Annotated in this window: 30 protein-coding genes; 3 read left to right on the forward strand and 27 right to left on the reverse strand. The window is 46.0% G+C overall.

What is annotated here, in order from left to right; all coding sequences use genetic code 11:
• Positions 1-71: 71 nt before the first annotated feature.
• The 17 genes from ftsY to pta all read right to left on the reverse strand — a co-directional run bounded on the left by ftsY (position 72) and on the right by pta (position 16,573).
• Positions 72-968: a signal recognition particle-docking protein FtsY gene (gene ftsY, locus ACKX14_RS06580; protein ID WP_422445883.1), complete on the reverse strand. Its 897-nt coding sequence runs from the start codon at positions 966-968 to the stop codon at positions 72-74.
• Between the two features lie 16 nt (positions 969-984).
• Positions 985-4,542 (reverse strand): chromosome segregation protein SMC, encoded by a 3,558-nt coding sequence (smc, locus tag ACKX14_RS06585; RefSeq protein ID WP_422445886.1) that lies wholly within the window; start codon positions 4,540-4,542, stop codon positions 985-987.
• 89 nt (positions 4,543-4,631) lie between these two features.
• On the reverse strand, positions 4,632-4,892 hold the full coding sequence (locus ACKX14_RS06590) for a stage V sporulation protein S (RefSeq protein ID WP_120766797.1): 261 nt from the start codon (positions 4,890-4,892) through the stop codon (positions 4,632-4,634).
• Positions 4,893-4,982: 90 nt separating this feature from the next.
• Positions 4,983-5,699, reverse strand: a complete 717-nt coding sequence (gene rnc / locus ACKX14_RS06595) for a ribonuclease III (RefSeq protein ID WP_422445888.1) — start codon at positions 5,697-5,699, stop codon at positions 4,983-4,985.
• A gap of 16 nt (positions 5,700-5,715) precedes the next feature.
• A complete protein-coding gene (gene fabF / locus ACKX14_RS06600) occupies positions 5,716-6,954 on the reverse strand; it encodes a beta-ketoacyl-ACP synthase II (RefSeq protein WP_422445890.1) in 1,239 nt (412 codons plus the stop codon).
• A gap of 103 nt (positions 6,955-7,057) precedes the next feature.
• Positions 7,058-7,291 (reverse strand): acyl carrier protein, encoded by a 234-nt coding sequence (gene acpP, locus ACKX14_RS06605; protein ID WP_422445892.1) that lies wholly within the window; start codon positions 7,289-7,291, stop codon positions 7,058-7,060.
• A gap of 66 nt (positions 7,292-7,357) precedes the next feature.
• On the reverse strand, positions 7,358-8,098 hold the full coding sequence (gene fabG / locus ACKX14_RS06610; protein WP_422445894.1) for a 3-oxoacyl-[acyl-carrier-protein] reductase: 741 nt from the start codon (positions 8,096-8,098) through the stop codon (positions 7,358-7,360).
• Positions 8,098-9,039, reverse strand: coding sequence for an ACP S-malonyltransferase (gene fabD / locus ACKX14_RS06615; protein WP_422445896.1), 942 nt, complete (start codon positions 9,037-9,039; stop codon positions 8,098-8,100). The genes fabG and fabD overlap by 1 nt, the downstream gene beginning before the upstream one ends.
• A 17-nt stretch (positions 9,040-9,056) precedes the next feature.
• Positions 9,057-9,998, reverse strand: a complete 942-nt coding sequence (gene fabK, locus ACKX14_RS06620; RefSeq protein ID WP_422445898.1) for an enoyl-[acyl-carrier-protein] reductase FabK — start codon at positions 9,996-9,998, stop codon at positions 9,057-9,059.
• Positions 9,999-10,038: 40 nt separating this feature from the next.
• Positions 10,039-10,872: a DegV family protein gene (locus ACKX14_RS06625; RefSeq protein ID WP_422445900.1), complete on the reverse strand. Its 834-nt coding sequence runs from the start codon at positions 10,870-10,872 to the stop codon at positions 10,039-10,041.
• 11 nt (positions 10,873-10,883) lie between these two features.
• Positions 10,884-11,873 carry a beta-ketoacyl-ACP synthase III gene (locus tag ACKX14_RS06630; RefSeq protein ID WP_422445902.1) on the reverse strand — a complete coding sequence of 330 codons (990 nt, stop codon included), beginning with the start codon at positions 11,871-11,873 and terminating at the stop codon, positions 10,884-10,886.
• A 1-nt stretch (position 11,874) separates the two neighbouring features.
• Positions 11,875-12,876 carry a phosphate acyltransferase PlsX gene (plsX, locus tag ACKX14_RS06635; protein WP_422445904.1) on the reverse strand — a complete coding sequence of 334 codons (1,002 nt, stop codon included), beginning with the start codon at positions 12,874-12,876 and terminating at the stop codon, positions 11,875-11,877.
• Positions 12,873-13,448, reverse strand: a complete 576-nt coding sequence (gene fapR / locus ACKX14_RS06640; protein WP_422445906.1) for a transcription factor FapR — start codon at positions 13,446-13,448, stop codon at positions 12,873-12,875. Before fapR ends, plsX begins: the two co-directional genes overlap by 4 nt.
• 148 nt (positions 13,449-13,596) lie before the next feature.
• The gene (gene rpmF, locus ACKX14_RS06645; RefSeq protein ID WP_422445908.1) at positions 13,597-13,779 is read right to left on the reverse strand and encodes a 50S ribosomal protein L32; all 183 of its coding nucleotides are present in this window, start codon (positions 13,777-13,779) and stop codon (positions 13,597-13,599) included.
• A 17-nt stretch (positions 13,780-13,796) separates the two neighbouring features.
• Complete coding sequence (locus ACKX14_RS06650; RefSeq protein ID WP_422445910.1) at positions 13,797-14,309, reverse strand: YceD family protein; 513 nt, start codon at positions 14,307-14,309, stop codon at positions 13,797-13,799.
• Positions 14,310-14,373: 64 nt separating this feature from the next.
• Complete coding sequence (locus tag ACKX14_RS06655) at positions 14,374-15,564, reverse strand: acetate/propionate family kinase (protein ID WP_422445912.1); 1,191 nt, start codon at positions 15,562-15,564, stop codon at positions 14,374-14,376.
• A 16-nt stretch (positions 15,565-15,580) separates the two neighbouring features.
• Positions 15,581-16,573, reverse strand: coding sequence for a phosphate acetyltransferase (gene pta, locus ACKX14_RS06660; protein WP_422445914.1), 993 nt, complete (start codon positions 16,571-16,573; stop codon positions 15,581-15,583).
• A gap of 219 nt (positions 16,574-16,792) precedes the next feature.
• On the opposite strand from pta, the gene ACKX14_RS06665 reads away from it, so the two are divergent.
• The gene (locus tag ACKX14_RS06665; RefSeq protein ID WP_422445916.1) at positions 16,793-18,049 is read left to right on the forward strand and encodes a nucleotidyltransferase; all 1,257 of its coding nucleotides are present in this window, start codon (positions 16,793-16,795) and stop codon (positions 18,047-18,049) included.
• Here ACKX14_RS06665 and ACKX14_RS06670 read toward each other — a convergent pair.
• Positions 18,028-19,035, reverse strand: a complete 1,008-nt coding sequence (locus ACKX14_RS06670) for a YlbL family protein (RefSeq protein WP_422445918.1) — start codon at positions 19,033-19,035, stop codon at positions 18,028-18,030. The genes ACKX14_RS06665 and ACKX14_RS06670 overlap by 22 nt on opposite strands.
• 112 nt (positions 19,036-19,147) lie before the next feature.
• Between ACKX14_RS06670 and ylbJ the strand changes: the two genes are divergently transcribed.
• Positions 19,148-20,407, forward strand: coding sequence for a sporulation integral membrane protein YlbJ (ylbJ, locus tag ACKX14_RS06675; protein ID WP_422445919.1), 1,260 nt, complete (start codon positions 19,148-19,150; stop codon positions 20,405-20,407).
• 1 nt (position 20,408) lies between these two features.
• Here ylbJ and ACKX14_RS06680 read toward each other — a convergent pair whose 3' ends face one another.
• The 6 genes from ACKX14_RS06680 to ACKX14_RS06705 form a co-directional block, all read right to left on the reverse strand.
• Positions 20,409-20,855, reverse strand: a complete 447-nt coding sequence (locus ACKX14_RS06680) for an ATP synthase subunit B family protein (protein WP_422445921.1) — start codon at positions 20,853-20,855, stop codon at positions 20,409-20,411.
• 23 nt (positions 20,856-20,878) lie between these two features.
• Positions 20,879-21,364, reverse strand: a complete 486-nt coding sequence (gene coaD, locus ACKX14_RS06685) for a pantetheine-phosphate adenylyltransferase (RefSeq protein WP_422445923.1) — start codon at positions 21,362-21,364, stop codon at positions 20,879-20,881.
• Positions 21,365-21,369: 5 nt separating this feature from the next.
• The gene (gene rsmD, locus ACKX14_RS06690; protein WP_422445925.1) at positions 21,370-21,915 is read right to left on the reverse strand and encodes a 16S rRNA (guanine(966)-N(2))-methyltransferase RsmD; all 546 of its coding nucleotides are present in this window, start codon (positions 21,913-21,915) and stop codon (positions 21,370-21,372) included.
• A 260-nt stretch (positions 21,916-22,175) separates the two neighbouring features.
• Positions 22,176-22,400, reverse strand: coding sequence for an alpha/beta-type small acid-soluble spore protein (locus ACKX14_RS06695; RefSeq protein ID WP_422445927.1), 225 nt, complete (start codon positions 22,398-22,400; stop codon positions 22,176-22,178).
• Between the two features lie 318 nt (positions 22,401-22,718).
• Positions 22,719-24,377 (reverse strand): DAK2 domain-containing protein, encoded by a 1,659-nt coding sequence (locus ACKX14_RS06700; RefSeq protein WP_422445929.1) that lies wholly within the window; start codon positions 24,375-24,377, stop codon positions 22,719-22,721.
• 21 nt (positions 24,378-24,398) lie between these two features.
• Positions 24,399-24,752, reverse strand: coding sequence for an Asp23/Gls24 family envelope stress response protein (locus ACKX14_RS06705; protein WP_422445931.1), 354 nt, complete (start codon positions 24,750-24,752; stop codon positions 24,399-24,401).
• 237 nt (positions 24,753-24,989) lie between these two features.
• Between ACKX14_RS06705 and rpmB the strand changes: the two genes are divergently transcribed.
• Positions 24,990-25,178: a 50S ribosomal protein L28 gene (gene rpmB, locus ACKX14_RS06710; RefSeq protein ID WP_422445933.1), complete on the forward strand. Its 189-nt coding sequence runs from the start codon at positions 24,990-24,992 to the stop codon at positions 25,176-25,178.
• 29 nt (positions 25,179-25,207) lie between these two features.
• Here the strand turns inward: rpmB and ACKX14_RS06715 are convergent, their stop codons facing one another.
• From ACKX14_RS06715 to rpe, 3 genes are all read right to left on the reverse strand, one after another.
• The gene (locus ACKX14_RS06715; protein ID WP_422445945.1) at positions 25,208-25,294 is read right to left on the reverse strand and encodes a stage V sporulation protein M; all 87 of its coding nucleotides are present in this window, start codon (positions 25,292-25,294) and stop codon (positions 25,208-25,210) included.
• Positions 25,295-25,307: 13 nt separating this feature from the next.
• Positions 25,308-25,466 carry a hypothetical protein gene (locus ACKX14_RS06720; protein ID WP_422445935.1) on the reverse strand — a complete coding sequence of 53 codons (159 nt, stop codon included), beginning with the start codon at positions 25,464-25,466 and terminating at the stop codon, positions 25,308-25,310.
• A gap of 81 nt (positions 25,467-25,547) precedes the next feature.
• A complete protein-coding gene (rpe, locus tag ACKX14_RS06725) occupies positions 25,548-26,207 on the reverse strand; it encodes a ribulose-phosphate 3-epimerase (protein ID WP_422445937.1) in 660 nt (219 codons plus the stop codon).
• Positions 26,208-26,314 lie beyond the last annotated feature (107 nt).

Raw genomic sequence — 26,314 nt, forward strand, 5'->3', positions numbered from 1 at the left:
GTTCACCTGTAAAGTATTTAACCTTTACATGTCTATTCTACATGAGAAAGCAATTAAAGTCAACCATAAAATTACAATATGGCGTCCACAAAAGCGGACGGATCAAATTCCTGCAAGTCTTCCATGCCCTCCCCGACACCTATAAACCAAACCGGAATGCCCAGCTCCGATGCGACGGCGATGGCGATGCCGCCTTTGGCGGTGCCGTCCAGCTTTGTAAGAATAATGCCTGAAAGGTTTACGGCTTCTTTAAATATCCGGGCCTGGGACAGGGCGTTTTGCCCGGTTGTGGCGTCCAGAACCAGGATGCTCACAACCTGCGCTTCAGGATACTCCTTCTGGCAAACCCGGTAAAGTTTTTTCAATTCGTCCATTAGATTTTTCTTCGTATGAAGGCGGCCGGCCGTATCGCAAATAATGACATCGGCTTTTCTGGCTTTACCGGCCTGCAGTGCATCGAAAAGCACCGATGCCGGATCGGAGCCTTCCTGATGCCTTATGACGTCCACACCTGCTCTCCGGCCCCATATCTCCAGCTGGTCGGCTGCAGCCGCCCTGAATGTGTCGGCGGCTGCCAGGATGACTTTTTTGCCCTTATTTTTAAAATTATATGCGAGCTTACCTATGGAAGTGGTTTTGCCCACGCCGTTTACCCCAACCACCAGTATTACTGCAGGCGGCACAATTATCATTCGCTCTTTCGGAAACAATTCCTTTATTTCTTCTTTCAACGCTGTTCGTAAATCGCCCGCATCTTTGATGTTTTCCTTTTTAACCCTTTCTTTTAAACCTTCCATGAGTTTCCGGGTAACGCTTACCCCCACGTCTGCCGTTATAAGCAATTCCTCGAGTTCTTCAAGGGTTTCTTCATCAACCCTTTTGGTGAACCTTAAAAGGTTGTCGATTTTTGCCGTAAGACTGTCCCTTGTCTTGCTCAATCCCTGCTTTAACCTGTCGATTAATCCCAATTGATTCACCCCTTGACTAAGATTCCATTTTAACGGCCAGCACTTTTGACACGGCCGTTTCTTCCATCGCTATTCCGTAAAGGGCGTCGGCCACGGCCATGGTATTTTTCCGGTGGGTAATTATTATGAACTGGGTGTGCGTGGAAACCCTCTTCAAATAACGTGTAAAGCGATCTATATTGGCGTCGTCCAGCGCGGCTTCGATTTCGTCCAATATACAGAATGGAGTGGCTTTGGTGTTCAAAATGGCAAAAAGTAAGGCGATAGCCGTTAAGGCCCTTTCTCCTCCGGACAGCAGCGAAAGACTCTGAAGCTTTTTCCCAGGCGGTTGCGCAATTATCTCTATGCCAGACTCAAGCAGACCTCCATCCCCCTGGATTACAAGTTCGGCCTTGCCCCCTCCAAAAAGTTCGATGAAAATCTTCTGGAACTCTGAATTGACTTTTTTAAAAGAATTGATGAACATTTCTTCCATGGCCTTTGTTATTTCACGGATCAAATTATCCAGTTTTTCCCTGGCCCGGACCAGGTCTTCACGCTGGGATTTTAGAAAATCGTAGCGGGCCTTTAAACTGTCGTGGTCTTCGATGGCCTGGATGTTTACGGGACCGAGAGATTCTATTTTATCCTGAATCTCGTTCAGCCTGTCTTTCATTTTGTCAAAATCGCCCAGGTCCTTTTTTAGTTTCTGCGCCTCGTCAATCGTGAGGCCGTACTTTTCCATCAGTTTTTCGCCTATCTGCCTTATTTCAATATCTAATGCAGTCTGGGCCAGCCGCCCGTCATTTAATACTCGCTCGCATTTTCTCTGATCCTCTTCTATCTTTTTGAGCCGGTTTTGCGTGTCTTCCAACCTCTCTTTTATAATCTCTCTTTCCTTTTTCAGATTTTCCAGTTTTTTCTTTAATTCCGCATTTAAGTTTGTCACGCCTTCCAGTTCCGCCTGTATATCTGAGATTTTATTCTTGGTAGAAAGCCTTGCATGCCGGTTTCTCTCCAGCTTTTCTTCCAGGTTTTTTAATTCACCGATCCATGACTTCATGTTTTGTTCCAGGCTTTGTATGTTCTGTTTCAGACCTATTTCCTCCTGTTTGCAGGAGGCCAGTTTTACTTTCAACTCGGTAATCTGACGGGCCAGAATTTCTCTTACCGCTTTTTCCTTTGATATCTCTTCCTGCAGAGCCTTCACCATGTGCTGGCTGGACGCGTTTTTACGGTCGATATTTCCTATATCCTTTTCCATCAGGGAAATCTCGCGGTCGATTTCGGCTATGTCCGCCAGGATTTGTTCTCGTTCCAGTTGAAGCCGGTCTTTTCTCTGCTCTCTCTCTTTTATTAGGTTTTTTTTCTCGTTCAGCTCTTTTTCAAGGGCGGCTATTTCGGGCTTTAAACCGTAAAGAGCATCCTTGACGGAGGCAATTTTTTCCTGTTTTTTGTTAATTTCCGATTCCAGCTGTAAACAGTGCTGTTTTAACCCGGTCAATTCGCTTTCCAGTTGCTTTATTTTTTCTCTAAACTCCATAAGCTCCCTTTTTCTCGAAAGTATAAAACTTGACTTCTTTTGACTCCCCCCCGTAATGGAGCCGCCCGGGTTTAAGACCTCTCCCTCCAGTGTCACCACTTTCAGGCTGAAGCCGCTTTTCCTTGCCATGGCCAGAGCATTGTCAATGCCGTCGGCTACCAGCACCCTTCCCAGCAGGTGGGCGACGGCGGGGTAAAATCTGCGGTCGAAATAAACAAGTCTATCGGCAGTCCCCAAACACCCTTTTTCAGATAAAATCGATGTTTCACCGCCGTCCAGACACCGGGGCTTTATCGTGGAGAGCGGTAAAAATGTAACCCTGCCCAGGTTGTATCTTTTTAAAAACTCAATGGCTTCTTTGGCGTTTTCCTCATTGTCGCAAACGATATTCTGAAGCGCCCCGCCCAAAGCCGTTTCGATGGCAACTTCATATTCTTTGCCGACGGTTATGATGTCCGCCACGGTACCGTAGATGCCCAGAGTCTTCAAGCGCCCGCTTTTAAGGCAATTCAACAGATTTTTTACGCCCAACTGGTATCCTTCCAGATTCTCATTTATTTCCTCCAGTGCTTTGAGTCTGGAAATCATCGCCGATAAATCCGACTGTTTTTTTGCGCGCAATTTTTCCATTTCGGCCAGTTCCGCGCTTTTTTGCTGTAAACTTTCAATCAATTCTTCCAGGGCCTTATCGTGGTCCCGGTAAAGGTCTGTTAAACCTTCAGTTCTATTTTTAATATCCCCGATTTCGCAGTTGGTTTTTGCATTTGCTTCTTGAATTTGAGAAATTTCCCTGTCGATCTGGTTTAAACGGTTTTGCAAATTGTTCTTCATGGTATTCATACTTGAAATTTTGTTTTTCTTTTCCGAAGCAAAGTTTAATAAATCGATAACATCACCCTTTAAGTTTTCTACCAGCAGTTCCTTTTGTTTTATAGAATTATCCGAATGGAAAAGTTTCTGTTCTTTATCAGCAATTTCCAGTTCCAGACCGTTTATTGTTTTTATTTTTTGCTCAAGCACCTCTGTTTTCAGATTTAAATCGTTTTTTGCAGCATCGATTTTTTCACGCATTTTAAATAAATCATCGGCGATGCCGGAGCTTTCTTGTTCCAACCTTATAAATTCATCCCTGGCCCACTGCAGATCCCTTTCCAATTCTCTTTTACGGCCGCTATTTTTCAAAAGTTCTTCCTGAGTTTTTTCATGTTCCAGTTCTTTTGATTCCAGCTCCCTACTATCCGTGTGCAGGCTTTCACGGAGAGCAGACTTTTCGTGAAGAATCCTCTCCAATAAAAGGCCGTTTTCCTCCGCAGAACTTTTTATACGCAGCAGTTCTGTTTCCTTTTTTGAAATTTCCCCAAGCATCAGGTTTACATCCACTTCTTTTAGTTGGGCCAACAGATCCCTGTATTGCAGGGCTTTTTCCTTTTGCTCCGCCAGTGGTGCCAGCTGGTATTGTATTTCGGCCAGGACATCGTCTATTCTTACCAAGTTGTTCATGGTCTCTTCCAATCTTTTTTCCGCCTCTTTTTTCCTGGTTTTATGCTTCATTATACCCGCGGTTTCCTCAAAAATTAACCGCCTTTCTTCCGGGCGGCTGGTTAAAATGTCGTCAATCTGGCCCTGGCTGATAATGGAATACCCATCTTTGCCTATCCCGGTATCCATTAATATTTCCTGGATATCCTTTAACCTGCACGGAGTCCTGTTTATGTAAAACTCGCTTTCCCCCGAGCGGAACACCCTCCGCGTAAAACATATTTCCGAGTATTCGACGGGGAGCAAGTTGTCCGAATTGTCAAGGATAATGGAAACTTCAGCCATACCCATGGGCTTTTTTGCATTGCTGCCGGCAAAAATTACATCCTCCAATTTGGCTCCCCTCAGGTTCTTCACACTCTGTTCGCCCAGCACCCACCGTATGGCATCGGTGATATTACTTTTACCGCTGCCGTTGGGGCCCACAATGGCGTTTATACCGGGCTGAAATTCAATCGCCACCTTATCTGCAAAGGATTTAAACCCGTGTAGTTCCACTCTTTTGAGATACATAGGCTTCCTCCTTACCTTTTAAATTCTACCACATAGAAAACAAAATAAAAATACCTGTCTTTTTTAAGACAGGTATAAATTCAAGAAAATCAGCGGGGTTCTACGATAAATTTTATCGCCGTCCGCTCTTCTCCATCGATGTCGATTTCTGCAAAAGCCGGAACTGTTACCAGGTCAATGCCATTAGGTGCCACAAAACCTCTTGTAATTGCAATAGCCTTAACCGCTTGATTCACGGCTCCGGCACCCACCGCTTGAAGTTCCGCCACGCCCTTTTCTCTCAAAACGGCTGCCAGAGCTCCTGCCACAGATTTGGGTTTTGATTGAGCTGATACTTTTAGTACTTCCATTCCATATATCCCCCTTAAAATATTTATTATTTCTTAAAAATATATATTCTATGAGGCGAATAAAATTCCTTCTTTTTAAAATATTATATTTTAATACCCAATACTTAAAACTCGAAGGGCCTCTCTGGCGGCCTCCTGTTCCGCTTCCTTTTTACTCCTGCCCGAACCCCTGCCCAGGACCCTGTTTTTCCACACGACTTTTACATAAAAAACCCTGTCGTGAGCCGGGCCTTCTTCCCTTTCCACCTCATAGGCTATCCTGTCGGGGGCTGTTTTTTGCAATATCTCCTGAAGGGTGGTCTTGTAATCCATAGCCCATTCCCCTTCAACGGCCTTAGAAATTATGGGCTCAAGATTTCTTATAATGAATTCCGACGTGACATTCAGTTTTTTTTCTATATATATCGCTCCAATCAACGCCTCAAACGTATCTGCGAGGATTGAAGACTTTTCGCGCCCTCCCGTGTTTTCTTCCCCTTTTCCGAGGATGAGGAATTCGCCCAGTGAAAGTTCATTCGCCACTCTTGCAAGACTTGGCTCACATACGACCAGGGCTCTGATTTTGGTCATCTGACCTTCGGTTAATTCCGGGTACTTCTCGTAAAGATAATGAGTCACCACCAGCTCAAGGACCGCATCGCCCAAAAACTCCAGCCTCTGATTGTTTTCCTGAGGCGAGGTGGCCTGTTCGTGGGCGTAGGAAGGGTGTATGAAAGCCCTGTTTAAAATTTCCGCATTGTCAAAAAAAATACCTATATTTTTTTGCAATTTCGCAAGTGCATTTAATCTTTTTTCATCGATCCTCATCAGGCCTTAACCTCTTTTAGTATTTTTTTACTATCACGCATGCGTTATGACCGCCAAATCCCATGGAATTTGACAGAGCTATGTTGACGGGTCTCTTAAGGGATTTATTGGGCACGTAAAATAAATCACATTCCGGGTCCGGTGTCTCGTAGTTTATTGTGGGAGGTATCTCATCATTCTGCACCGCCAGCACCGTTGCTATGAATTCCACCGCTCCCGCCGCCCCCAGCAAGTGGCCCGTCATGGACTTTGTCGAACTGACGGCGAGTTTATAGGCGTGGTCCCCGAAAGTGCTTTTTATGGCCAGGGTTTCGAATTTGTCATTTAAAGGCGTTGAGGTGCCGTGAGCATTAATGTAATCGACTTGCTCGGGCTTAATGCCTGCATCCAAAATAGCCGCCTTCATGGCCCGCGCGGCACCCTCGCCTTCCGGCGCAGGCTGGGTCAGGTGATATGCGTCGGCGGTGGTTCCGTAACCTATTACTTCGGCATAAATCGGAGCATTTCTTTTTAAAGCATGATCCAGGGTTTCCATGACGACAACACCGGCCCCCTCCGCCATTACAAATCCGTCCCTGTCTTTATCAAAAGGCCGGCTGGCCCGGGCGGGATCGTCATTGCGGGTCGAAAGGGCCTTCATGGATGAAAATCCCGCCAGTGAAAGCGGAGTAATGGGAGCTTCCGTCCCGCCGGCTATCATGATATCCGCATCGCGTTTCTGAAGTATCCGAAATGCTTCGCCTATGGCGTTGGTCCCGGAAGCGCAGGCGGTAACCACCGTAAAATTTGGTCCCTTAAAATCAAAAGCCATGGAAACCTGGCCGGAAGCCATATTGGCAATCATCATCGGTATAAAGAACGGGCTCACCCTCTTTGGCCCCTTTTCCATCATCACATTGTGCTGTTCCTCCCATGTTTCCACCCCACCTATTCCGGAACCCATTATAACACCGGCTCTCGTTTTGTCGACGGAGGCCATGTCCATCCCGGCGTCTTCCAGCGCCATTTTTGTGGCGGCAACCGCAAACTGGGTAAATCTGTCCAGTCTTTTTAGTTCCTTTTTATCTATATAATCTTCCGGCTTGAAATCTTTTACCTCGCCGGCAAATCTGGTGGGAAAATCCTCACAATTAAAACGTGTTATGAAATCGATACCGGATTTGCCTTCTCTAATGGAATTCCAGAAGCTATCCTTACCTGTTCCCACAGGGGAAACTACTCCTATTCCGGTTATAACAACGCGCTGTGTTTCCATAAGCAATCCTCCTGACTTTAAGATGAGAATCTATAAAAAAGGGACTGCTCCCTGAATGCCATCTAAAGTAAAGTCCCGTAAAAGTTACGGGACTTTTATGAGGCTATGCGGTATGATTTTTTATGTAGTCTATCACATCCTGAACCGTCTTGATTTTTTCAGCATCTTCATCGGGAATCTCCAGATCAAATTCCTCTTCAAAAGCCATTATTAATTCCACTATATCCAGAGAATCGGCTCCCAGATCATCGATGAAGGAAGCTTCCGGAACCACATCATCCTCATCAATACCCAGCTGGTCGGCAATAATCTTTTTTATCTTGTCTAATACTTCCATCCCTTCACCCCCCTTCTTAGTGCATATTATGATTAGTTTTACATATTTTATTCCATATTAAAGATATTATAAAGTAAGGCCACCGTCAATAGCTATTACTTGTCCGGTAATATAAGAAGCCTTTTCCGAAGCCAGAAAAGCTACGGCGCCGGCCACATCTTCCGGTACGCCAAGTCTTTTCATAGGGATCCTGTCCTCCATGGACGGATTTTTATCTATCAGGGACGAAGTCATATCTGTTTTTATAAAGCCGGGAGCTATGGCGTTCACGGTAATCCCACGGCTTCCCAGCTCTTTTGCCAGGGCTTTTGTAAATCCTATAATTCCCGCCTTGGCCGCCGCGTAATTGACCTGCCCCGCGTTGCCGTAAATACCCACTATGGAAGCGATATTGATAATCCGGCCCTCACGCTGTTTGACCATGTACTTTACCGTGCCCTTTGTTGTATTGTAAATGCCTTTTAAATTGGTATTTATCACATCATCCCAGTCCTTTTCGCTCATCCTGAGAAGCAGTGTGTCTCTTGTAATTCCTGCATTGTTCACCAGGACATCTATTTTGCCGAATTTGCCGTAAACGTCATCCGCCATCTTCACAGCCTGCTCGTAATTTGAAACATCGGCTTTATACGCATCGGCTTTTCTGCCCATTGCCCTGATTTCTTCAACCACTTCTCTGGCCGCACTTTCATTGGAGAAAAAATTCACCACGACCGTAGCCCCGGCCTTCGCCAGCTCAATACATATGCTTTTCCCTATTCCTCTTGAACCGCCGGTTACAATACAGATTTTATCGGAAAGGTCCATCAGCTCTTCCCTCCAAAGTAATTCAAGGTTTCGGTCAGCGACTCCACATCTTCCACATTCAAAGTAACCACGTTTTTATCGATTTTTTTTACAAAACCGGAAAGCGCCTTGCCGGGGCCCACCTCCACAAATGTGTCCACCCCGCTGGAAATCATTTTTCGAATACTGTCCTCCCACAGTACCGGTGAACTCACCTGTTTTACAAGGAGCTCTTTTATATCGGTGTTCTCGTCTATAAAATCCGCCGTGATATTCGACACCAGAGGGATTTTGGTATTTTTTATCTCCACTTTCTCCAGTTCCCGCTCCAATTTCTCTCCAGCCGATTTTAGAAGGCTGCAGTGAAAGGGAGCGCTGACGGCCAGGATCACGGCTTTTTTGGCCCCTTTCTGCTTTGCCAGCTCCACCGCCCTGTTTACGGCCTTTACTTCCCCGGCAATGACGATTTGGCCGGGGCAGTTGAAATTGGCCGCTTCAACCCTTCCCTCACCGGATGCCAGTTCACATATTTTTAGAATCTCTTCCCTGGACAATCCCAGGATGGCGGCCATAGTTCCACGCCCCAGCGGTACCGCTTCCTGCATATACTTTCCTCTTTTTTGAACCAGGGGCACCGCCTGACTGAATTCCAGAGCTTCACCCGCCACCAGGGCAGAGTACTCGCCAAGGCTGAGGCCGGCCACCACATCCGGGACTATGCCTTCTTCTTTCAATACGGCAAAACACGCAATGCTGTGAGTTAAAATGGCCGGCTGGGTGTTTACCGTTTGCTTTAGCCTGTCTTCGGGACCGTTAAAACACACATCCGATATTTTAAAATTCAGCGATTCGTCGGCTTTTTCAAAAACCTGTCTGGCGGTGGAAAAATTCTCATACAAATCCTTACCCATCCCTACGTACTGGGACCCCTGACCTGAAAATAAAAATGCGATTTTTCCCATAGCCATACCTCCATGCACTAATAGACGCCTGCCATTTTATTAAGCAGGGCCTTCGCCTCATTCACTATATCATTTATTATATCAGCGGCGGGTTTAATGTCGTCTATCAAACCGGCTATCTGGCCGGCCATGACGGAACCGTTTTCCACATCTCCTTCAACCGCCGCAGCCCTTAACCTGCCTACCCCCAGGGCTTCAATATCCTTTAAATCGGCCCCATTTTTTTCAAGAAGCTCAAATTGACGGGTAAGTTTGTTTTTTAAGACCCTGACGGGGTGACCTGTGGGTCTGCCGGTTACTACGGTGCTCCGGTCTTTGGCATTAATAATGGCGGTTTTATAATTGTCGTGAACTGTACACTCTTTTGCACATACAAATCGCGTACCCATTTGAACCCCTTTGGCTCCAAGGGAGAGGGCCGCAACAAATCCCCTGCCGTCCGCTATGCCTCCTGCGGCGATCACCGGAATCTTTACCGCGTCAACCACCTGGGGGACCAGGGCCATGGTGGTCAGTTCGCCTATATGCCCTCCGCATTCCATACCTTCGGCGATTAAAGCGTCTACGCCGATTTTTTCAAGCCTCTGGGCCAGGGCCACCGATGCAATCACGGGGATGACCTTAATGCCGGCTTCTTTCAACCTGGGTATGTATTTGCCGGGGTTTCCGGCTCCGGTGGTTACAACCGCCACTCTTTCTTCAATGACGACATCCATCACATCGTCCACATAAGGCGACATGAAATAGACATTAACCCCAAAAGGCTTATCGGTAAGGGCTTTGGCCTTTCTAATCTGGGCCCTGACCGCATCTGGCGGTGCGTTGCCCGCTCCAATTATTCCCAATCCGCCGGCGTTTGACACCGCGGCGGCCAGTTCGGCGGTGGCAACCCATGCCATACCGCCTTGAATAATCGGGTACTTTATTCCCAGCAGATCACATAATTCTGTATGAAACATATAATTCCTCCCAGAAAAATAGTTTATATGCCCGGCACAATTAATAATATACTATGCCTACGGTCCCCGGACCGGTATAAGTTCCTATAACCGCCCCAATTGGGTAAATGGTCAATTCCCTGAAATTTAAATTTTTCTCAAAAACCTCTTTATACATTATTGCCTCTTCTTCACGTCCGGCATATGCAACGGCGCCTGTCAAAGGGCGGTCCGCCGCATCTTTAGACACCTTTTCCACCAATTTATCCACGACCTTCCCCTTACCGCGAATCTTTTCGACGGGCGTCACAATACCGTCTTCAATCGCAAGCATCGGTTTTATGCGGAGCAGGTTTCCCAAAAAGGCCGATGCCCTGCCGATGCGTCCGCCCTTATAAAGGTAATCCAGGGTCTCAACTACAAAATAGGCCTTAACTTTCTTTATCATTTCATCGACAATCTTTAATATAGACTCCCTGTCTTTTCCCTGTTTTGCGGCTTTGGCCGCCTCCAACACGGTGAAGCCTATCATCATCGAAGCCCCCCTGGAGTCTATGACATCTACAGGAATTTTAACCATCTCTTTTGCCAGCGCCGCCGACTGGTATGTGCCGCTCAACTTGCTGGAAAGGTGGATTGAAATTATACGGTCGGAGCTGCAGGATAATCTTTCATAACATGCCACGAACTCAGCGGGAGATGGTTGGGAAGTTCTGGGGTGGTGAGGCGACGTCAGAAGTTTTTCGTAAAACCGCTCCGGGACAATATCTATGCCTTCACGAAATTCCTCTTCGCCAAAATATATCTTTAGAGGAACAACATTTATATCGTTATTTTTTATCTGTTGGGGCGATAAATCCGCGGTGCTATCGGTTACGATGCTGATACGGCCCACTCAACCCCCCCCTAAAGTTCCAGACTCCACTCCAGCAGGTTGGCTCCCCATGTGAGTCCGGCTCCAAATCCTACCAGTACCAGCTTATGCCCTTTCTTTATCTTTTTATTTCTATAAGCTTCATCAAGGGCCACCGGTATGGAGGCCGATGACATGTTGCCATATTTATCCAAATTTACAACCACCTGTTCCATGGGAAATTTCAATCTTTTTACAGCCGCATCGATAATCCGTATATTGGCCTGATGCGGAATTATGTAATCCACATCCGCCAAGGTCAAATTGGCTTTTTCCACCACCTTTCTGGTGGCGTCCTCCAGAATTCTGACGGCAAACTTGAATACTTCATTGCCGTTCATCTTGATATAATGCCTGCGGTTGTTAACCGACTCAAGACTGGCCGGTTCCCTGGAACCCCCCGCCGGAAGTGCCAATAATTCTGCACCCCCGCCGTCGGCCCCAAGCACGCTGGATATAACGCCACCCTGTTCCACCTCACTCACCACCGCGGCACCGGCACCGTCGCCAAAGAGGACGCAGGTGTTCCTGTCTTCCCAATCTATTATTTTTGAAAGCACTTCCGTTCCCACAACCAGTACATTTTTGTACAGCCCGTTTTCCACAAATTGAACCGCGCATGTTAAAGCGTATACAAATCCGGTACAACCTGCCTGCAGGTCAAAGGCGGCGGCATTTAAGGCGCCCAGCTTATTTTGAATGATACAGGCGGTGGAAGGGAAAATCATGTCCGGGCTGGCGGACGCCACAATTATTAAATCGACGCTTTCCGGCGAAAGCCCGGCGCTTTGCAGGGCAGTTTTTGCGGCTTCCACGCCCAGATCTGAAGATGAGGCGCCGTCTGCGGCTATCCTCCTGTTAGATATCCCTGTCCTCGTGGTTATCCATTCATCGGACGTATCCACCATCCGTTCCAGGTCGTAATTTGAAAGGACCCTGTCAGGTACATATGAACCTATCCCGATTATTCCAGCTCTTTTCAACCTAAATCTCTCCTTCTAATCCGACATCAAGCGATTCTTTTAATTTTAAATGTATATTCACCTCTGCAAACTTTTTTGCGACTTTAATTCCATTGAATATGGCTTTTCTGTCCGAAGAACCGTGGCACTTGATTAAAACCCCTTCCAAGCCCAAAAACATGGCCCCTCCGTATTCGGAATAATCCATGGCCGACTTTACGGCCTTAAGCGCCGGCAAGAGCATCATAGCGCCGAGTGAATATGTAAACTTTTTTTTCACCTCCTGCTTCAGCCTGTCGAAAACAAACATGCCAAAACCCTCAACGGTTTTTATGAATACATTGCCTGTAAAACCGTCGCATACAACTACGTCAGCGTTGCCTTCGAAAAAATCCCTGGCTTCTACGTTCCCGACAAAATTAACGCCCTTCATACCTTTAAGAACGGAATAGGCGGATTTGACCAGCGCGTTTCCCTTTTTCTCCTCCACGCCGATATTTAACAACCCCACCCTCGGGTTTTCATCATTTAATATTTCTCTTGCGTAGACGCTGCCCATCAGTGCAAATTGTACAAGGTTTTTGGGTTTTGCCTCGCTGTTGGCACCGATGTCCAAAAGCAGAACCGGTTTTTTCCTGGTGGGTATCACTGTGGCGATGGCAGGCCTGTCGACCCCTTCGAAACGCCCCAGGATAAAAAGGCCTCCTGCCATGAGGGCGCCGGTGCTGCCGGCCGAAACCATCGCCTGGCCTTTTAATTCTTTCAAAAGCCCGAGGCCCCTGACAATTGATGAATCCTTTTTTCGCCGGATTGCCAAAGCCGGCGGCTCATCGTTGCCAATAACCTCCTCGGCGTTTATTACCTCGATCCTTTGTGTATCCCGCCGTTTTAATAAAGGCCGAATTCTTTCTTCCCTGCCGACCAGAATTATGTCTATGCCCAAACTTTCGGAGGCCTCCAGAGCTCCCATGACGATTTCGCCCGGAGCATTGTCCCCTCCCATGGCATCCACGATGATTTTCATAAGGCCACCTCACCATCTAAAGATACCAGAATAAATTTCCCCCTGAAAACTTCCTTTTGCTTCACGAAGCTCCTGACAAAAACAAATTTTTTATTGCCCCGAACCCTGGTCACTTCGGCTTTGGCAACCAGTTTCTGGCCGGCGTAAACCGGCAGTTTGTATTTAATGTTGGCCACCCCCATCAACGCCACGTTGGCATCGATGACGGCTATGGCCAGCGAATTTGCCTGGGCGAAAATTATATCTCCCCGGACAACTCTGGTTTTCCCAAAAGTCATGTCACTGTTGGTTTCCAGTATGGAAATGCCTCTTTTATCAAGTTCGAGGTCTACAAGTTCGCCTATTATTTCCTTAGCGTCAATGGATCGGACCTTTGAATAATTCTCCCGGGCCACCGCCCGGATTCTCTCCCTGAGTTCCGGGATTTTGAGCTCCATCCGGTCAAGCCTTATGGTCTGGACGCTGACCTGAAACTTTTCCGCAAGTTCTTCATCGTTCAAAAAAGGGTCACCGTCTAGCAATTCCTTTAGGGCAAGCTGCCTGTCTCTTTTGGATAACCCTTTTTTTGACAATATTATCACCTCAATACATTACTTGCTTTTAGGAGCAGCTACTAAAAGTATATAGTATTCCCGGCTTAAAATCAATATCCCCGATGCCATTTTTTCATCAGGAAAAATAAAAAAGGAAGGGGCACACCTTCCTTAGCTTCATGTAATTTTATTCAGCTTCTACTTTTATCACTTCGCGGTTTCTGTAATAGCCGCAACTGGGGCAAGCCCTATGAGGCAGTTTGGGCTCATGGCACTGGGGACATACGGATATGGCGGGCAAAGTCAACTTCCAGTGGCTCCTTCTCATATCTCTCCTGGACTTGGATGTCTTGCGCTTTGGGTTAGCCATCACAACACCTCCTCAAACTAATCCTTTTTTAGCAACTGCTCTAAAACGGCCATCCTCGGGTCCAAACCCTCGCCTCCGCAGTTACATGTGGTTATGTTTAAATTGGTACCGCAGCGGGGACACAGCCCTTTGCAGTCGGGCCTGCACAATACCCGGGCAGGCCAGTTCAAAATAATCTCGTTTATTATATACGGCTTAAGGTCTATTTCATCCCCCGTAAACAGTATAAAATCCTCTCCTTCAGCCTCAGGATCGACAGGCCTTTCACTGAACTTCAACGAAAAGTCCACATTCAAATTCACCTGCGTTTCGGCAAGGCACCGGTAACACAGGTCTTGTATCGAGGCTTTTACCGTACCTTCGACATGAAAAATTCTATTGCCCAGGTTTTCTACCTGTCCCCTTACCTCAAGCGGTCCCGTAAAACGCAGTTTTTCCCCTTTGAGTTCCAGTTCCTTAACGCATTCGCGAAATTCAAATTCCGCGATATCCCCGGCCGAGCGTTTAACTTTTTCAAGAGAAAGTCTCACATGGTTCACCCCAAAGAAGTCCTCATTAATTATATATGCACCCGATATGTCATGTCAAGCCGATTTATATCAAGGAGACAGTATCCAGAGCGATCATCAGCTCCTCATTCGTTGGTATCACCAGAACCCTGGTCCTCGAGTCCGGAGCAGATATGTCGGCTTGCTTCCCTCTTATATTGTTCTTGGAGGTGTCTATTTTTATTCCAAAATAGTCCATGTCTTTACATATCATTTCCCGCATGGTTATGGAGTTTTCTCCTATGCCGCCGGTGAAAACGATGGCGTCAAGGCCGTTCATGGCGGCCGCATAAGAGCCGATGTATTTTTTTGCCTGATAGGCGAAGACTTCCAGGGCTAGTTTGGCCCTGTGATTACCCTGATTTGCGGCTTCTTCTATATCCCTGAAGTCGCTGCTGACACCGGAAATACCGTATACACCGCATTTCTTGTTCAAATAATCGTTTATCCTGTCGAGGGGAATCCCTTCCTTCTCCATGATAAAAGGGACTATGGCAGGATCAATGCTGCCGCAGCGGGTGCCCATTACAATTCCCTCAAGAGGGGTGAAGCCCATGCTGTTTTCCACCGATTTTCCGCCTTTTACCGCGGAAATGCTTGATCCGTTGCCCAGATGAAGCGTAACCAGCTTTAATTCTTCGATGGGTCTGTTTAAAAATCTGGCGGCCTGCATGGATACGTAGCGGTGAGAGGTGCCGTGGAATCCGTATCTCCTTATGGAATATTTCTTATACAGCTCATAGGGTATTCCGTAAATATAGGCGTATTCGGGCATGGTCTGGTGAAAAGCTGTATCGAATACCCCAACCATGGGTACATTTGGCAGCAGTTCCCTCGTCGCCTCAATGCCTATTATGTTCGGGGGGTTGTGCAGGGGTGCGATGGAAACGCATTCTTTCAACACTTCCATTACCTCGTCGGTAATCCTCACAGAACCCGAAAATTTTTCAGCGCCGTGCACAACCCGGTGACCTACTGCGGAAATCTCGGATATGTCTTTAATGACGCCGTGATTTTCATTCAGCAGGGCGTCTAGCATCATCTTTACGGCGACCCTGTGGTTTGGAATTTTCGCCTGGACTTCAACCTTTTCTCCACCGGCGGGCTGGTGCTTCAGCATACCGCTGTCCAGACCGATTCTTTCCACAAGGCCCTTTGCCAGGACAGACTGGTCTTCCATATTGAAAAGCTGGTATTTTAATGATGAACTGCCGCAATTTATTACAAGGACTTTCAATTCAGAACCCCCCTAATTACATATTTGAGGCCTGCAGGGCTGTGATTGCCACCACGTTCACTATGTCATCGGCGCTGCATCCGCGGGACAGGTCGTTTACGGGCATCGCCAGGCCCTGGCTTATCGGTCCGACCGCTTCCGCTTTCGCAAGGCGCTGAACCAGCTTGTAGCCGATGTTCCCGGCTTCCAATTCCGGAAAGATCAAGATATTGGCCCGCCCCGCAACTTTGCTTTCGGGCGCTTTGGTCCTGGCCACCCTTGGAACGAGCGCTGCGTCGGCCTGCAGTTCGCCGTCCACCACTAAGTCTGGAGCCTGCTGTTTTACAAGCCTGGTGGCTTCCACCACCTTGTCCACCATCTCATGCTGGGCGCTTCCTTTTGTGGAAAAGGACAGCATGGCTATTCTCGGCTCGTCGTCCATCAGGGCTTTCCATGTCTTAGCTGAAGAAATGGCAATTTCGGCCAGTTGTTTTGCATCGGGATTTGGATTAATGGCGCAATCGGCAAAAAGCATGATGCCGTCGGACCCGAATTCACAATTGGGGACAATCATAATAAAGGCACTGGAAACCACGCCTATTCCCGGGGCCGTCTTTATAATCTGAAAAGCAGGCCTAAATATATCCGCTGTAGCCGTTATGGCACCGGCAACCATGCCGTCTACGTCTCTGTTCTTGACCATCAATGTCCCATACCATATGGGATTTTTTACCAGCTCCCGGGCCTTGTCCATAGTCATGCCCTTTTCCTTCCTGAGCTCATATAAAATCGAAGCATACTCTTCGGCTTTGGCAGAAGTTGCCGGATCGATGATCTCGGAGCTGGAAATATCCAGATCTCCCGCCATCTCCCTTATTTTCTTCTCATCTCCCAGAAGGACCGTCCGGGCAATTTTTTCTTTTTGTATTGTTGCCGCGGCCTTTAATGTCCTTTCTTCGGCGCCTTCTGCCAAAACTATGGTCTTGTTTGCGGTCTTGGCGCGTTGCCTTATCCTTTCAATTAAGTCCATTATCAAAACTCCTCTCTATATATAAATTTTTAAAATTTAAATAAGCGTTTTTGATTAGTCTACATCCCTCTGCGGTTAAATATACCACGCAAAAATATATAAATGTGCAACCTATTAACAGCACAAAGTAAAAATTTCTATATAAATATCAAAATTCCTCCTTAATAAAAAAATTTTTTTGTTATATAATAGACTAAATCCCGTTCAGGAGTGAAATTTATGAAAATCGCAGGCGTAATAGCAGAATATAATCCATTTCACAATGGACATCTGTATCATCTTCAAAAGATTAAGTCGGAATTGCGACCCGACGGCATAGTATGCGCCATGAGCGGAAATTTTGTCCAGAGAGGTGAACCGGCGGTCTTCGATAAATGGGCCAGAGCTGAAATGGCTCTGGCGGGCGGCGCCGACCTGGTGTTCGAGCTGCCTGTCTGTTTTTCTACGGCAACAGCCGAAATTTTTGCCGAAAGTGCTGTTAAACTTCTGAGTAAAACCCGGGTTGTAAACATTTTGAGCTTCGGCATCGAGGAATACCGTGAAAATGAGCTTTTCATATTGTCCCGTCTCCTGGCGGAAGAACCCGAACCGTATAGAAACATGGTTAAAAATCACCTGAAAAAAGGCGCATCTTTCCCTCTGGCCCGTGAAAGGGCAGCGGTGGAGTATCTGTCCTCCCAAGGCGCCGATTGTGATGCAGAAGCGGTATCAAAATTGCTAAAAAAACCCAACTCTATTTTGGCTATTGAATACATAAAAGCCATTATCAAAACGGGTTCCAGCCTTACAGTCTACCCCGTTATAAGGAAGGGTGCGGGCTACCATGACAAAACCCTTGGCGGCACCTTCCCCAGCGCGTCGGCCATAAGACACGCCCTCTCGTCAACAGAAAACCCCCTGCAGCAAATAGCGGGAAACGTCCCCCTTTTTACCTTTGAAATCATTAAAAAAGAAATGGAAAAGGGTAGGGGGCCTGTGTTCTTAAAAGATTTTGAGACCGTTCTGCTCTTTTTGTTAAGGCGCATGGCAGTGCAAGATATGACGGCTTTTTTTGATGTAGAGGAGGGCCTCGAAAATCGCATATTGAGGGCGGCCAGAGAAAGCGGCACCCTTGAAGAGCTCATCGCCGGAATAAAATCCAAAAGATACCCCGCCACCAGAATCCAGAGAATCCTTATCCACCTACTTCTTAACATAGACAGGGAAATCGTGATATCGAGAGACCCCCTTTATCTGCGGGTCCTCGGCTTTACGGAAAAAGGATTGAAAATATTAAAGCAAATAAAAAAGGAGTCTTCCCTGCCCATTTTAACGAGGGCTTCCGAAGGTAAAAAACTTGACCTACGCGCAAGGAAGATGTTTGAAGCAGATCTTTTTTCATCGGATATTTATTCACTGGCCTTTAAAAGCGGCCCGGTGCGAAAGGGCGGCACCGACTTTTCAAAAAGGGTTGTTTATTTGAGCGCCCTTAAATAGTTGAGCATATCGTCGAGCTTTCTCACAGGGACCACTTTTATATCCAGACCCCTTGCCGCCAGCATGGCGTCGCCGGCATTTCCCTCGGGGACGAAAAAGATTTGGGCGCCGTCGCGATGTGCAGCAATTACTTTCTGCTGCACTCCCCCGATTTCTCCGATTTGTTCGTCAAGGCTTATGGTCCCCGTCCCGGCAATCTTATAGCCCTTTGTGAGGTCTTCCGGTAAGAGCTGATCTAATATTTCAAGCGCAAACATGCTACCCGCCGATGGCCCCCCTATTTCTCCAGTATCAATATTTATGTTAACCGGCAGCACCGGCTTCCAATTCAAAGTGGTAATGTAAACTCCTATAACCGCCTTACCTCTCTCAGTTTTGCTTTCAATTGTGGGGACCGTTATGTTTAAAATGCGTCCTTTTCTCTCCACTTCCAGGTTTACGGTTTCGCCGATTTTATGGCTTGTCACGCCTTTTACCATTTCATCAGCGAGGTTAACCCGCCTTCCATCCACTTTCTTGATAATATCGCCAGGAAACAGTTTTCCCCTGGCCGGGCTGTCCGTCATGATTTCCACCACCTGAGCACCGTCGCCACGTATTTCCGGATTGTAGCCGGCCTTCCTCAATGCCACAACTTCAGCTATCTTCTGACTTTCCTGCATCCACTGTTTTGTATACTCGATGTACTTTTTAATGTCCCAGCCGGGTGGAATCATCTCTTCCTTTGGCTCAATATTTACATAAGGATCTATCGCCGCGTACAGCAGAAGGGGGATGTTTAAAGTCCTGCTGGAAACCGTCGTCAAAAAAAAAGAACCTTTTGCATCTTTGTTTCCATTTTCCACCGTCACAATGTCTTTAAGGTCAACCGTAATGCCCGGTGCGATAACTGTAAATTTAAGGCTCAAGTAGTAATTAAAAACAATTAATAACAATATGATAAACAGACCTGAATGCCAGCGCTTTTTTAAAAAATGTCTGCTCATAGTTATTACCTTCCTTTGTCTTTTCTTGACCCCCCCAACCAAGAATATTAATTTTCCTTTGACAATATATATTATATAAAAATAAAAGATTATTACACTGGGAGGCCTGAATATGAAGTTGAAAATATCCTGTTACAAGTTATCGAAGCTTTATCAGTTATTCCTGCCAGCCGTAGCGGTAATCATTACCATTTCAATAGTTAGATTTCCGGATGAGGCTTTTAAATCAGCCGTTGAAGGCCTTGATGTCTGGTTCAATATAGTACTCCCCGCTTTACTCCCATTTTTTATAGGATCACAGCTTCTGATGGGATTGGGAGTGGTTCATTTTATGGGCGTTTTGCTGGAACCATTCATGAGACCCTTATTTAACGTGCCCGGCGTCGGCTCTTTTGTAATGGCCATGGGGCTTGCCAGCGGCTATCCTGTTGGAGCCATGCTCACCGGGAAGCTTGTCAAAAAAAAATTGTGCACCACCTGGGAAGCTGAGCGCCTGATGTCTTTTACAAACACCGCCGACCCCCTTTTTATGGTGGGCGCCGTCGCCGTGGGCATGTTCAAAGATGTCAGGCTGGGGGCCGTCATAGCCCTGGCTCATTATATTTCCGCCCTTTTACTGGGGGTAATAATGCGTTTTTATGCTAAAGACAGGGAAACAACACCTCAACTGGCAGCCTCCAAAAGACGGGAAAGCATTATGCTGCGAGCCACCCGCGAATTGCTCAGGGCACGCAAAGAGGACAACAGACCTTTCGGGAAGCTGCTGGGGGATTGTATAAAAGATTCCATAAACTCCATGCTCCTCATTTTGGGATTTATTATACTATTTTCGGTTATAATCAGAATAGTTACCGTTGCGGGCTTTGTAGATATGATATGCCCGGCGATAAACGTGATATTGAAACTCTTCGGCATTAATGAAAGTTTATCCAGCGCCATAATCAGCGGTCTTTTTGAAATAACGCTCGGCACAAAGCTGGCAAGTAGTGCAAGCGCCCCGCTGATGCAACGGGTGATAATAGCCAGCAGCATAATTGCGTGGAGTGGGCTTTCTGTCCACTTTCAGGTCATCAGCATGGTCAGCGACACAAATATCAAAATCGCCCCGTATATATTCGCAAGATTCCTGCATGCCGTACTGGCCGGAGCCGTTACATATATACTGATGATCATGCCCATAAACAGCTTTAGTCCCCTTGTAATGCCTGCCTTTGCTTTGTCTCCTCAATCGACACCCAAAAGCTGGATTTCCATCTTTAAAGTTTCCAGTCAGGCTTTCATCTTTATTTTTAGCGCGGTGCTGTTTTTTTCCGTAATAGTACATATGCTTAGAGGTTTCGAGATAATCGGTTTCAAGGTGGTAAAAAAATAACTTATCTATTCGTTTTTAACTCCTCGCGGCCTTTTTTTACGGTCTCTAAAAGCTTTGTCAGGTGATCTTCCAATTGCCCGAGGACTTCATCGGCGTATTCATTGGCCCCCGCACGGATTTCCCGGGCCGTTTGTTTTGCATGTGAAATGATCTCGTCGGATTTTTCACGTGCTAGTTTCGTTATTTCATCCTGATTCACCATTTTTTCTATGTGGGTTCTTGCTTCTTTTAAGATCATTTCCCCTTCTCTCTGGGCTTCGATGAGAATCTGCTGGCGGTCTTCCAATATCTTTTGGGCTTTTTTCAGATCATCGGGCAAAATCCTGAGAATCTCGTCAATCAAATCCAGTACCTGTTCCTGGTCGATGATAACCTTGTTTGAAAATGGAATTTTTGAACCTGAATTGACTAAACTTTGCAGCTGTTCCATAAGCCTGTAACACTCCATACGCCAACCCCCAATATTAAACTTTATGCCATTTTACCGAATTTCTTCTTCAATTGTTTCTCCACCACCGGCGGAACCAGGCTGGCCACGCAACCGCCGAAACTTGCCACTTCTTTGACCACGCTGGAACTCAGATAGGAATACCTGCTGCTGGCCATGATAAAAATGGTTTCAATATCAGTGTCGAGTTTTTTGTTCATCAACGCCATTTGAAGTTCATATTCAAAATCCGAAACGGCCCTCAGGCCCTTTACAATAACTTTTGCCTTTTTTAACCGGGCAAAATCTACAAGTAGCCCGTCAAAATTCTCTATATCAACATTTGACACATGTTTTATGGATTCGCGGATCATAAAAATCCTTTCTTCCACCGTAAAGAGAGGTTCTTTTCTCGGATTGGTCAGAACTGCCACAATTAAGCGGTCAAAGAGTTTTGAACTCCTCTCAATAATATCTATATGGCCGTTTGTAATAGGGTCAAAACTCCCGGGGTAAATGCCTATGTTCAAATTGTTCACTCCCTGGTAAAAAATGTTAACATCGTCCTTCCGTATCTTCTCTTTTTTATGCAGCAAAAACCAGCCTGTTCCACCTTTTCGTCTTCGGAATGTTGGACTATCACGACACCACCGGCTTTGATCAAACCCGAATTTATAAGGTGCGTCAAACAGCAGCCTGTCATATTTTTATGGTAAGGAGGGTCCATAAAGATTATATCAAAAGAAAGACCGTTTTTCTCAAGTTTTTTTAATCCCTCCAGTGCATCGCTTTTTATGACTAGAGCTTTATTTCGGAGGCCCAAATTTGCCAGGTTGTCCTTGATCAACCTGCAGGCAGCCGCATCTTTTTCGATAAATGCCGTAAATCTCGCCCCACGGCTCAACGCTTCCAAACCGACCGCGCCGGTGCCGGCGTATATATCGAGAAACACGCTGTCGGCCACAACGGGGCTGATGATGTTGAATAAAGCCTCCCTTACCATATCGGGAGTTGGTCTTGTATCCGTGCCCGCCGGTGATTTGATTTTTCTGCCCCTGTAAAAGCCGCCGATAATCCTCATAATTTGTCCACCTTTTCAAAAACTACAGCTATATTCTAACACATCCCCAGCAGGTTTTGAATAAAATATGGAATAAAAAATTATTTTGAATGAATATTTTTCTCTGTTTTGTAGATAATATGAATGTAACAAAATTTCCCCATAAGCTCTTCCTCCGGTTTCTCCTCTCCCAATGCCGGCAGCGTCAGTTGCCGGCATTATTTATTATTTTATAAAAAAAGAACAGACTCATTGCGAGCCTGTTCTTTTTTTATTTATTTCTATTGAGTTGTGCCTCCACCACTCAAGCGTCTCTCGTAGTCTTCTATCATTTTCCTGACCATATGGCCGCCCACCGCACCGTTATCTCTGGAAGCGTAATTTCCCCAGTAGCCATCGGCAGGAGCCTGAATTCCTATTTCCTTAGCTACTTCAAGTTTAAATTGTTCCATAGCTCTGTGAGATTCCGGAACCACAAGTTTATTCCTTTTTTGACCCAATGCCATTCTGTTTTCACCTCCTTTTATCTTCGTACTTATAATATAACCCGAGAAAATGTCGATATGCTAGAACAATATGCCTCACAAACCAATCCATAACTCAAAGACTTTGCTTCACAGAAATTTAGCCTTAATTCAACACTCCAGTTAAATTTTCGTATTCGCGCGATGAATCACAGCCTTTGTCTATCAAGCTCATTTGTGTTATTTTTGTAATTTTGAGTATTTTTTATATTTCTGCAAAATTTGCTGGTTTCAATTCATCATATACGTTTTGATTATATTTCTTCGGATGTGCTCAAAAAAATTTCCACCTGCCCGTAGTTATTCTACAGAAACTATATAATAGTACAAGCTCTGGCCTCCGCTGTAGCACTCCACATCGAAGCTTTCAAATTTTTTCGAGAGCTCTTCAGCGATGTTCTTTGCCGACGAATCATCGATATCCTTTCCATAATAGATGGTTATTATGCCATTTTGTCTGCCCGCCACCATCTGTCCGATTAATTCCCTTAACACTTCCTGCTTGTCATTGCCGACAATTAACAATTTACCGTCTTTAATACCCAGCACATCACCCTCTTTAATTGGCGTACCGTTCCACCGGGTATGTCTTACGGCATAGGTCACTTCGCCGGTAACGACATTTTCGAAGGCCCGGCTCATGTTGTTTAAATTTTCCTCCACCGAAAGAAGGGGATTAAATGCCACCAGAGCTGAAATACCCTGCGGTATGGATTTTGTGGGCAAGACAAATACTTTTTTCCGGGTTATGTGTTTTGCCTGTTCTGCAGCCATGATTATATTTTTGTTATTGGGGAGAATAATTATGTTTTCACCGGTTTGCTTTTCTATGGCTGCCAGTATATTTTCCGTGCTCGGGTTCATGGTCTGGCCGCCTTCCACTACATCGGCACCCATGCTCTTAAAAATCTCATTTAAACCCTGCCCCTGGGATACTGCGACAACCTTCACCTTTTTTTCTTCCATGTCATCTTCCTGCTTTTCCTTTTCGCGATGGCCCGGTTCGGCGGATTTACCTTCACTGATGAGTTGCTGGTGCTGCATCTTCATATTGTCAACTTTAATTTTCGACAGCTCTCCCCATTTTACGGCTTCTTCCAGTACTTTTCCAGGATTGTTGGTGTGGACATGGACCTTTACAATGTCACGGTCGCCTATGACCAGGAGCGAATCTCCCAGGAGTGAAAGCCTGGTTTTTAATTCACCGGTGTCTATTCCCTTTCCCTTGATAAAAAGTTCGGTGCAATATATGTATTTTATTTCTTGAGGAATTTCCCGCCTTTCGACACCCGTCTCTCCCGTTTCTTCTTTTTCTACAACGGTCGTCAAATCCATTTGCGGATTTTTAAAAACTTCCAAAAATCCCGAAATAATAAAAATAAGGCCTTTACCCCCGGCATCCACAACCTTCGCATCTTTAAGTACTTTGAGCATCTCCGGGGTTTTATGCAGTACCCTTTCACCATAATCCAGCACACTGGCTAAAATTGCCGCCATATCGCCCGTTCTTCTGGCCTCGGCCATCATTTTCTCCGCGGTTTCCCTGGCTATTGTCAGCATGGTTCCTTCCACCGGCCTCATCACGGCGCGATAAGCGGCATCAACTCCGCTTTTATAAGCCTGAGCGAACTCTTGAGGCGAAAGACTCTTTTTACGCGGCGTTATGCTCTGGGCGAAGCCTCTGAAGAGCTGTGATAAAATTACACCGGAATTTCCGCGGGCGCCCATGAGGGACCCCCATGCCGCGGCATCGGCAACCTTTTTCAAATCATCGGATGAAAGCTTCAGCACTTCGGCCGCCGCCTGGTCCATAGTCAAAGACATATTTGTACCCGTATCTCCATCGGGCACAGGAAAGATGTTCAACGCGTCTACAATTTTTTTGTTTTGCCTTAGAACCGCAGCCGAGTGGATGATGGCTTTTTTTAAAACGGTTCCGTTTATTCTATCAATACTCAACACCAAAAACCTCCCAGTCTTTTACTTAACCCTTACTCCGTGGACTATGACGTTTATCCTGTCGGGGCTAAAGCCAAGCATATTGCTTAAGTTGAAATGCACTTTATCTATAACGTTGCTGGCAACTTCATTGATTTTTGTGCCGTACTGAACTGTAATGTAAAGGTCAATGTAAAGCTTATCATCGATTAAATTTACTTCCACACCTTTTCCCAAGTTCTCCCGGCCGAAAAGCTCTGTAAGACCATCGCTCATTTTACGGGAAGCCATCCCTACAAGGCCATAGCATTCCATAGCTGCATTTCCGGCAAGAATCGCGATAACTTCTTTTGAGATTTCAACTTCACCCAGCGCGTTTTTTATGATATTCTTCAAATCGCTTCCTCCCTTCCGTTAATTCTGTATCATGATGAAGCAGCATAGCTTAAACCCGCGGTTCTCATGAATATTATACCGCATTATACCGCAGAGTCGACTTCATCGGCTTTTGGCTTTTTCTACATTCATTATAATACATTTTTATTATTTTTTTAACATATATAAGCCGGATTTGTTGCGGACCTTTTATTTGTATGGTAAAATAGCTTTGTATGAAAAGGAGGTGCTGACAAATTGGCAAAGTGTGAAATTTGCGGTAAAATTCCAAGAAAAGGCATCCAGTTAAGCCATTCCCATATAAGGACAAAAAGGGTGTGGGCTCCCAACATTCGCAGAGTAAAGGCGGTAATCAACGGCAGCCCAAAAAGGATAACCGTCTGTACCAGATGCCTTCGTTCGGGAAAAGTTCAGAGGGCTGAATAAAATTAGCGTGCCATTAGCACGCTTTATCTTTATTCCGTCCGGTGGCCAAACAGGCTCAATATCTTTTTGACAATGCGACCGATGCTTTTGGGCAACTTCAAAACATATATGCGCATATATGTTCCCCCTTTACCGGTTCGTCGTGTATAACAACCATCCAAACCAGATCAGAAATCCCCCCAGGGCCATCATCCATATCCAGGAAGGTAAATTTAAAATCAGCACGGCCGCTCCGGATATGGCCGCCACAATACCCAGGATCTTCTTAAAATCGATTCGCCCCCCCACTGAACCACCCCCTGTACGGCCCAATATTCCTCATATGATATTATATTCAAAAGGATTTTTTTGTGACACTAAAAAACCCCTTTAACAAGGGGTTTTTAATTCTTTTATTTTCTTGATGACCGCCGAAGGATCTTCAGAGTTGTAAATCGCAGAACCGGCCACAAGGATGCGGGCACCGGCTTTAACTATATCCCCAGCGTTTTCCTGGTTGACTCCGCCGTCCACTTCGATGGGGATATCGAGGCCTCTGGATTCAATCATGGTTTTTAACGCCTTTATTTTCTCCAGCATCCGTGGGATAAACGACTGCCCGCCAAACCCTGGATTGACGGTCATTATTAAAACCATGCCCACATCTTCCAGGATGTACTCCAGGCTGGTCAGGGGTGTCGAGGGATTCAGGGCCACCGCGGGTATCACCCCGTGATTTTTAATCGTATTGATGGTGCGGTGAATATGCACGCAGGATTCCATGTGAACAGTCAATATGTGAGCACCAGCGTTTATGAAATCGTCAAGGTATCTATCAGGATCCTCTATCATCAGATGTACATCCAGCGGTAGCGTGGTCTTGCCTTTCAAACAGGAAATAACCGGAGGCCCTACGGTTATGTTCGGGACAAAACGGCCGTCCATTACGTCTATGTGCAAGAGATCCGCTCCAGCTTTTTCTACTCTCTTTACCTCATCGTAAAGAAAAGCGAAATCCGCCGACAAAATAGACGGAGCTACCTTTATCATTTCCTTTCCCCTTTTCCCGAATTATTAAATATTGATTCTAGTGTAGAAACCCTACTTTTTTACTTCTTTTCCCGAACCTTGAAAATTTCATAAGGAATGTTTTGGAA

The sequence above is a fragment of the Thermorhabdus hydrogeniformans genome (assembly GCF_049310025.1).
GTDB lineage: Bacteria > Bacillota > Thermosediminibacteria > Thermosediminibacterales > Tepidanaerobacteraceae > JBJYKD01.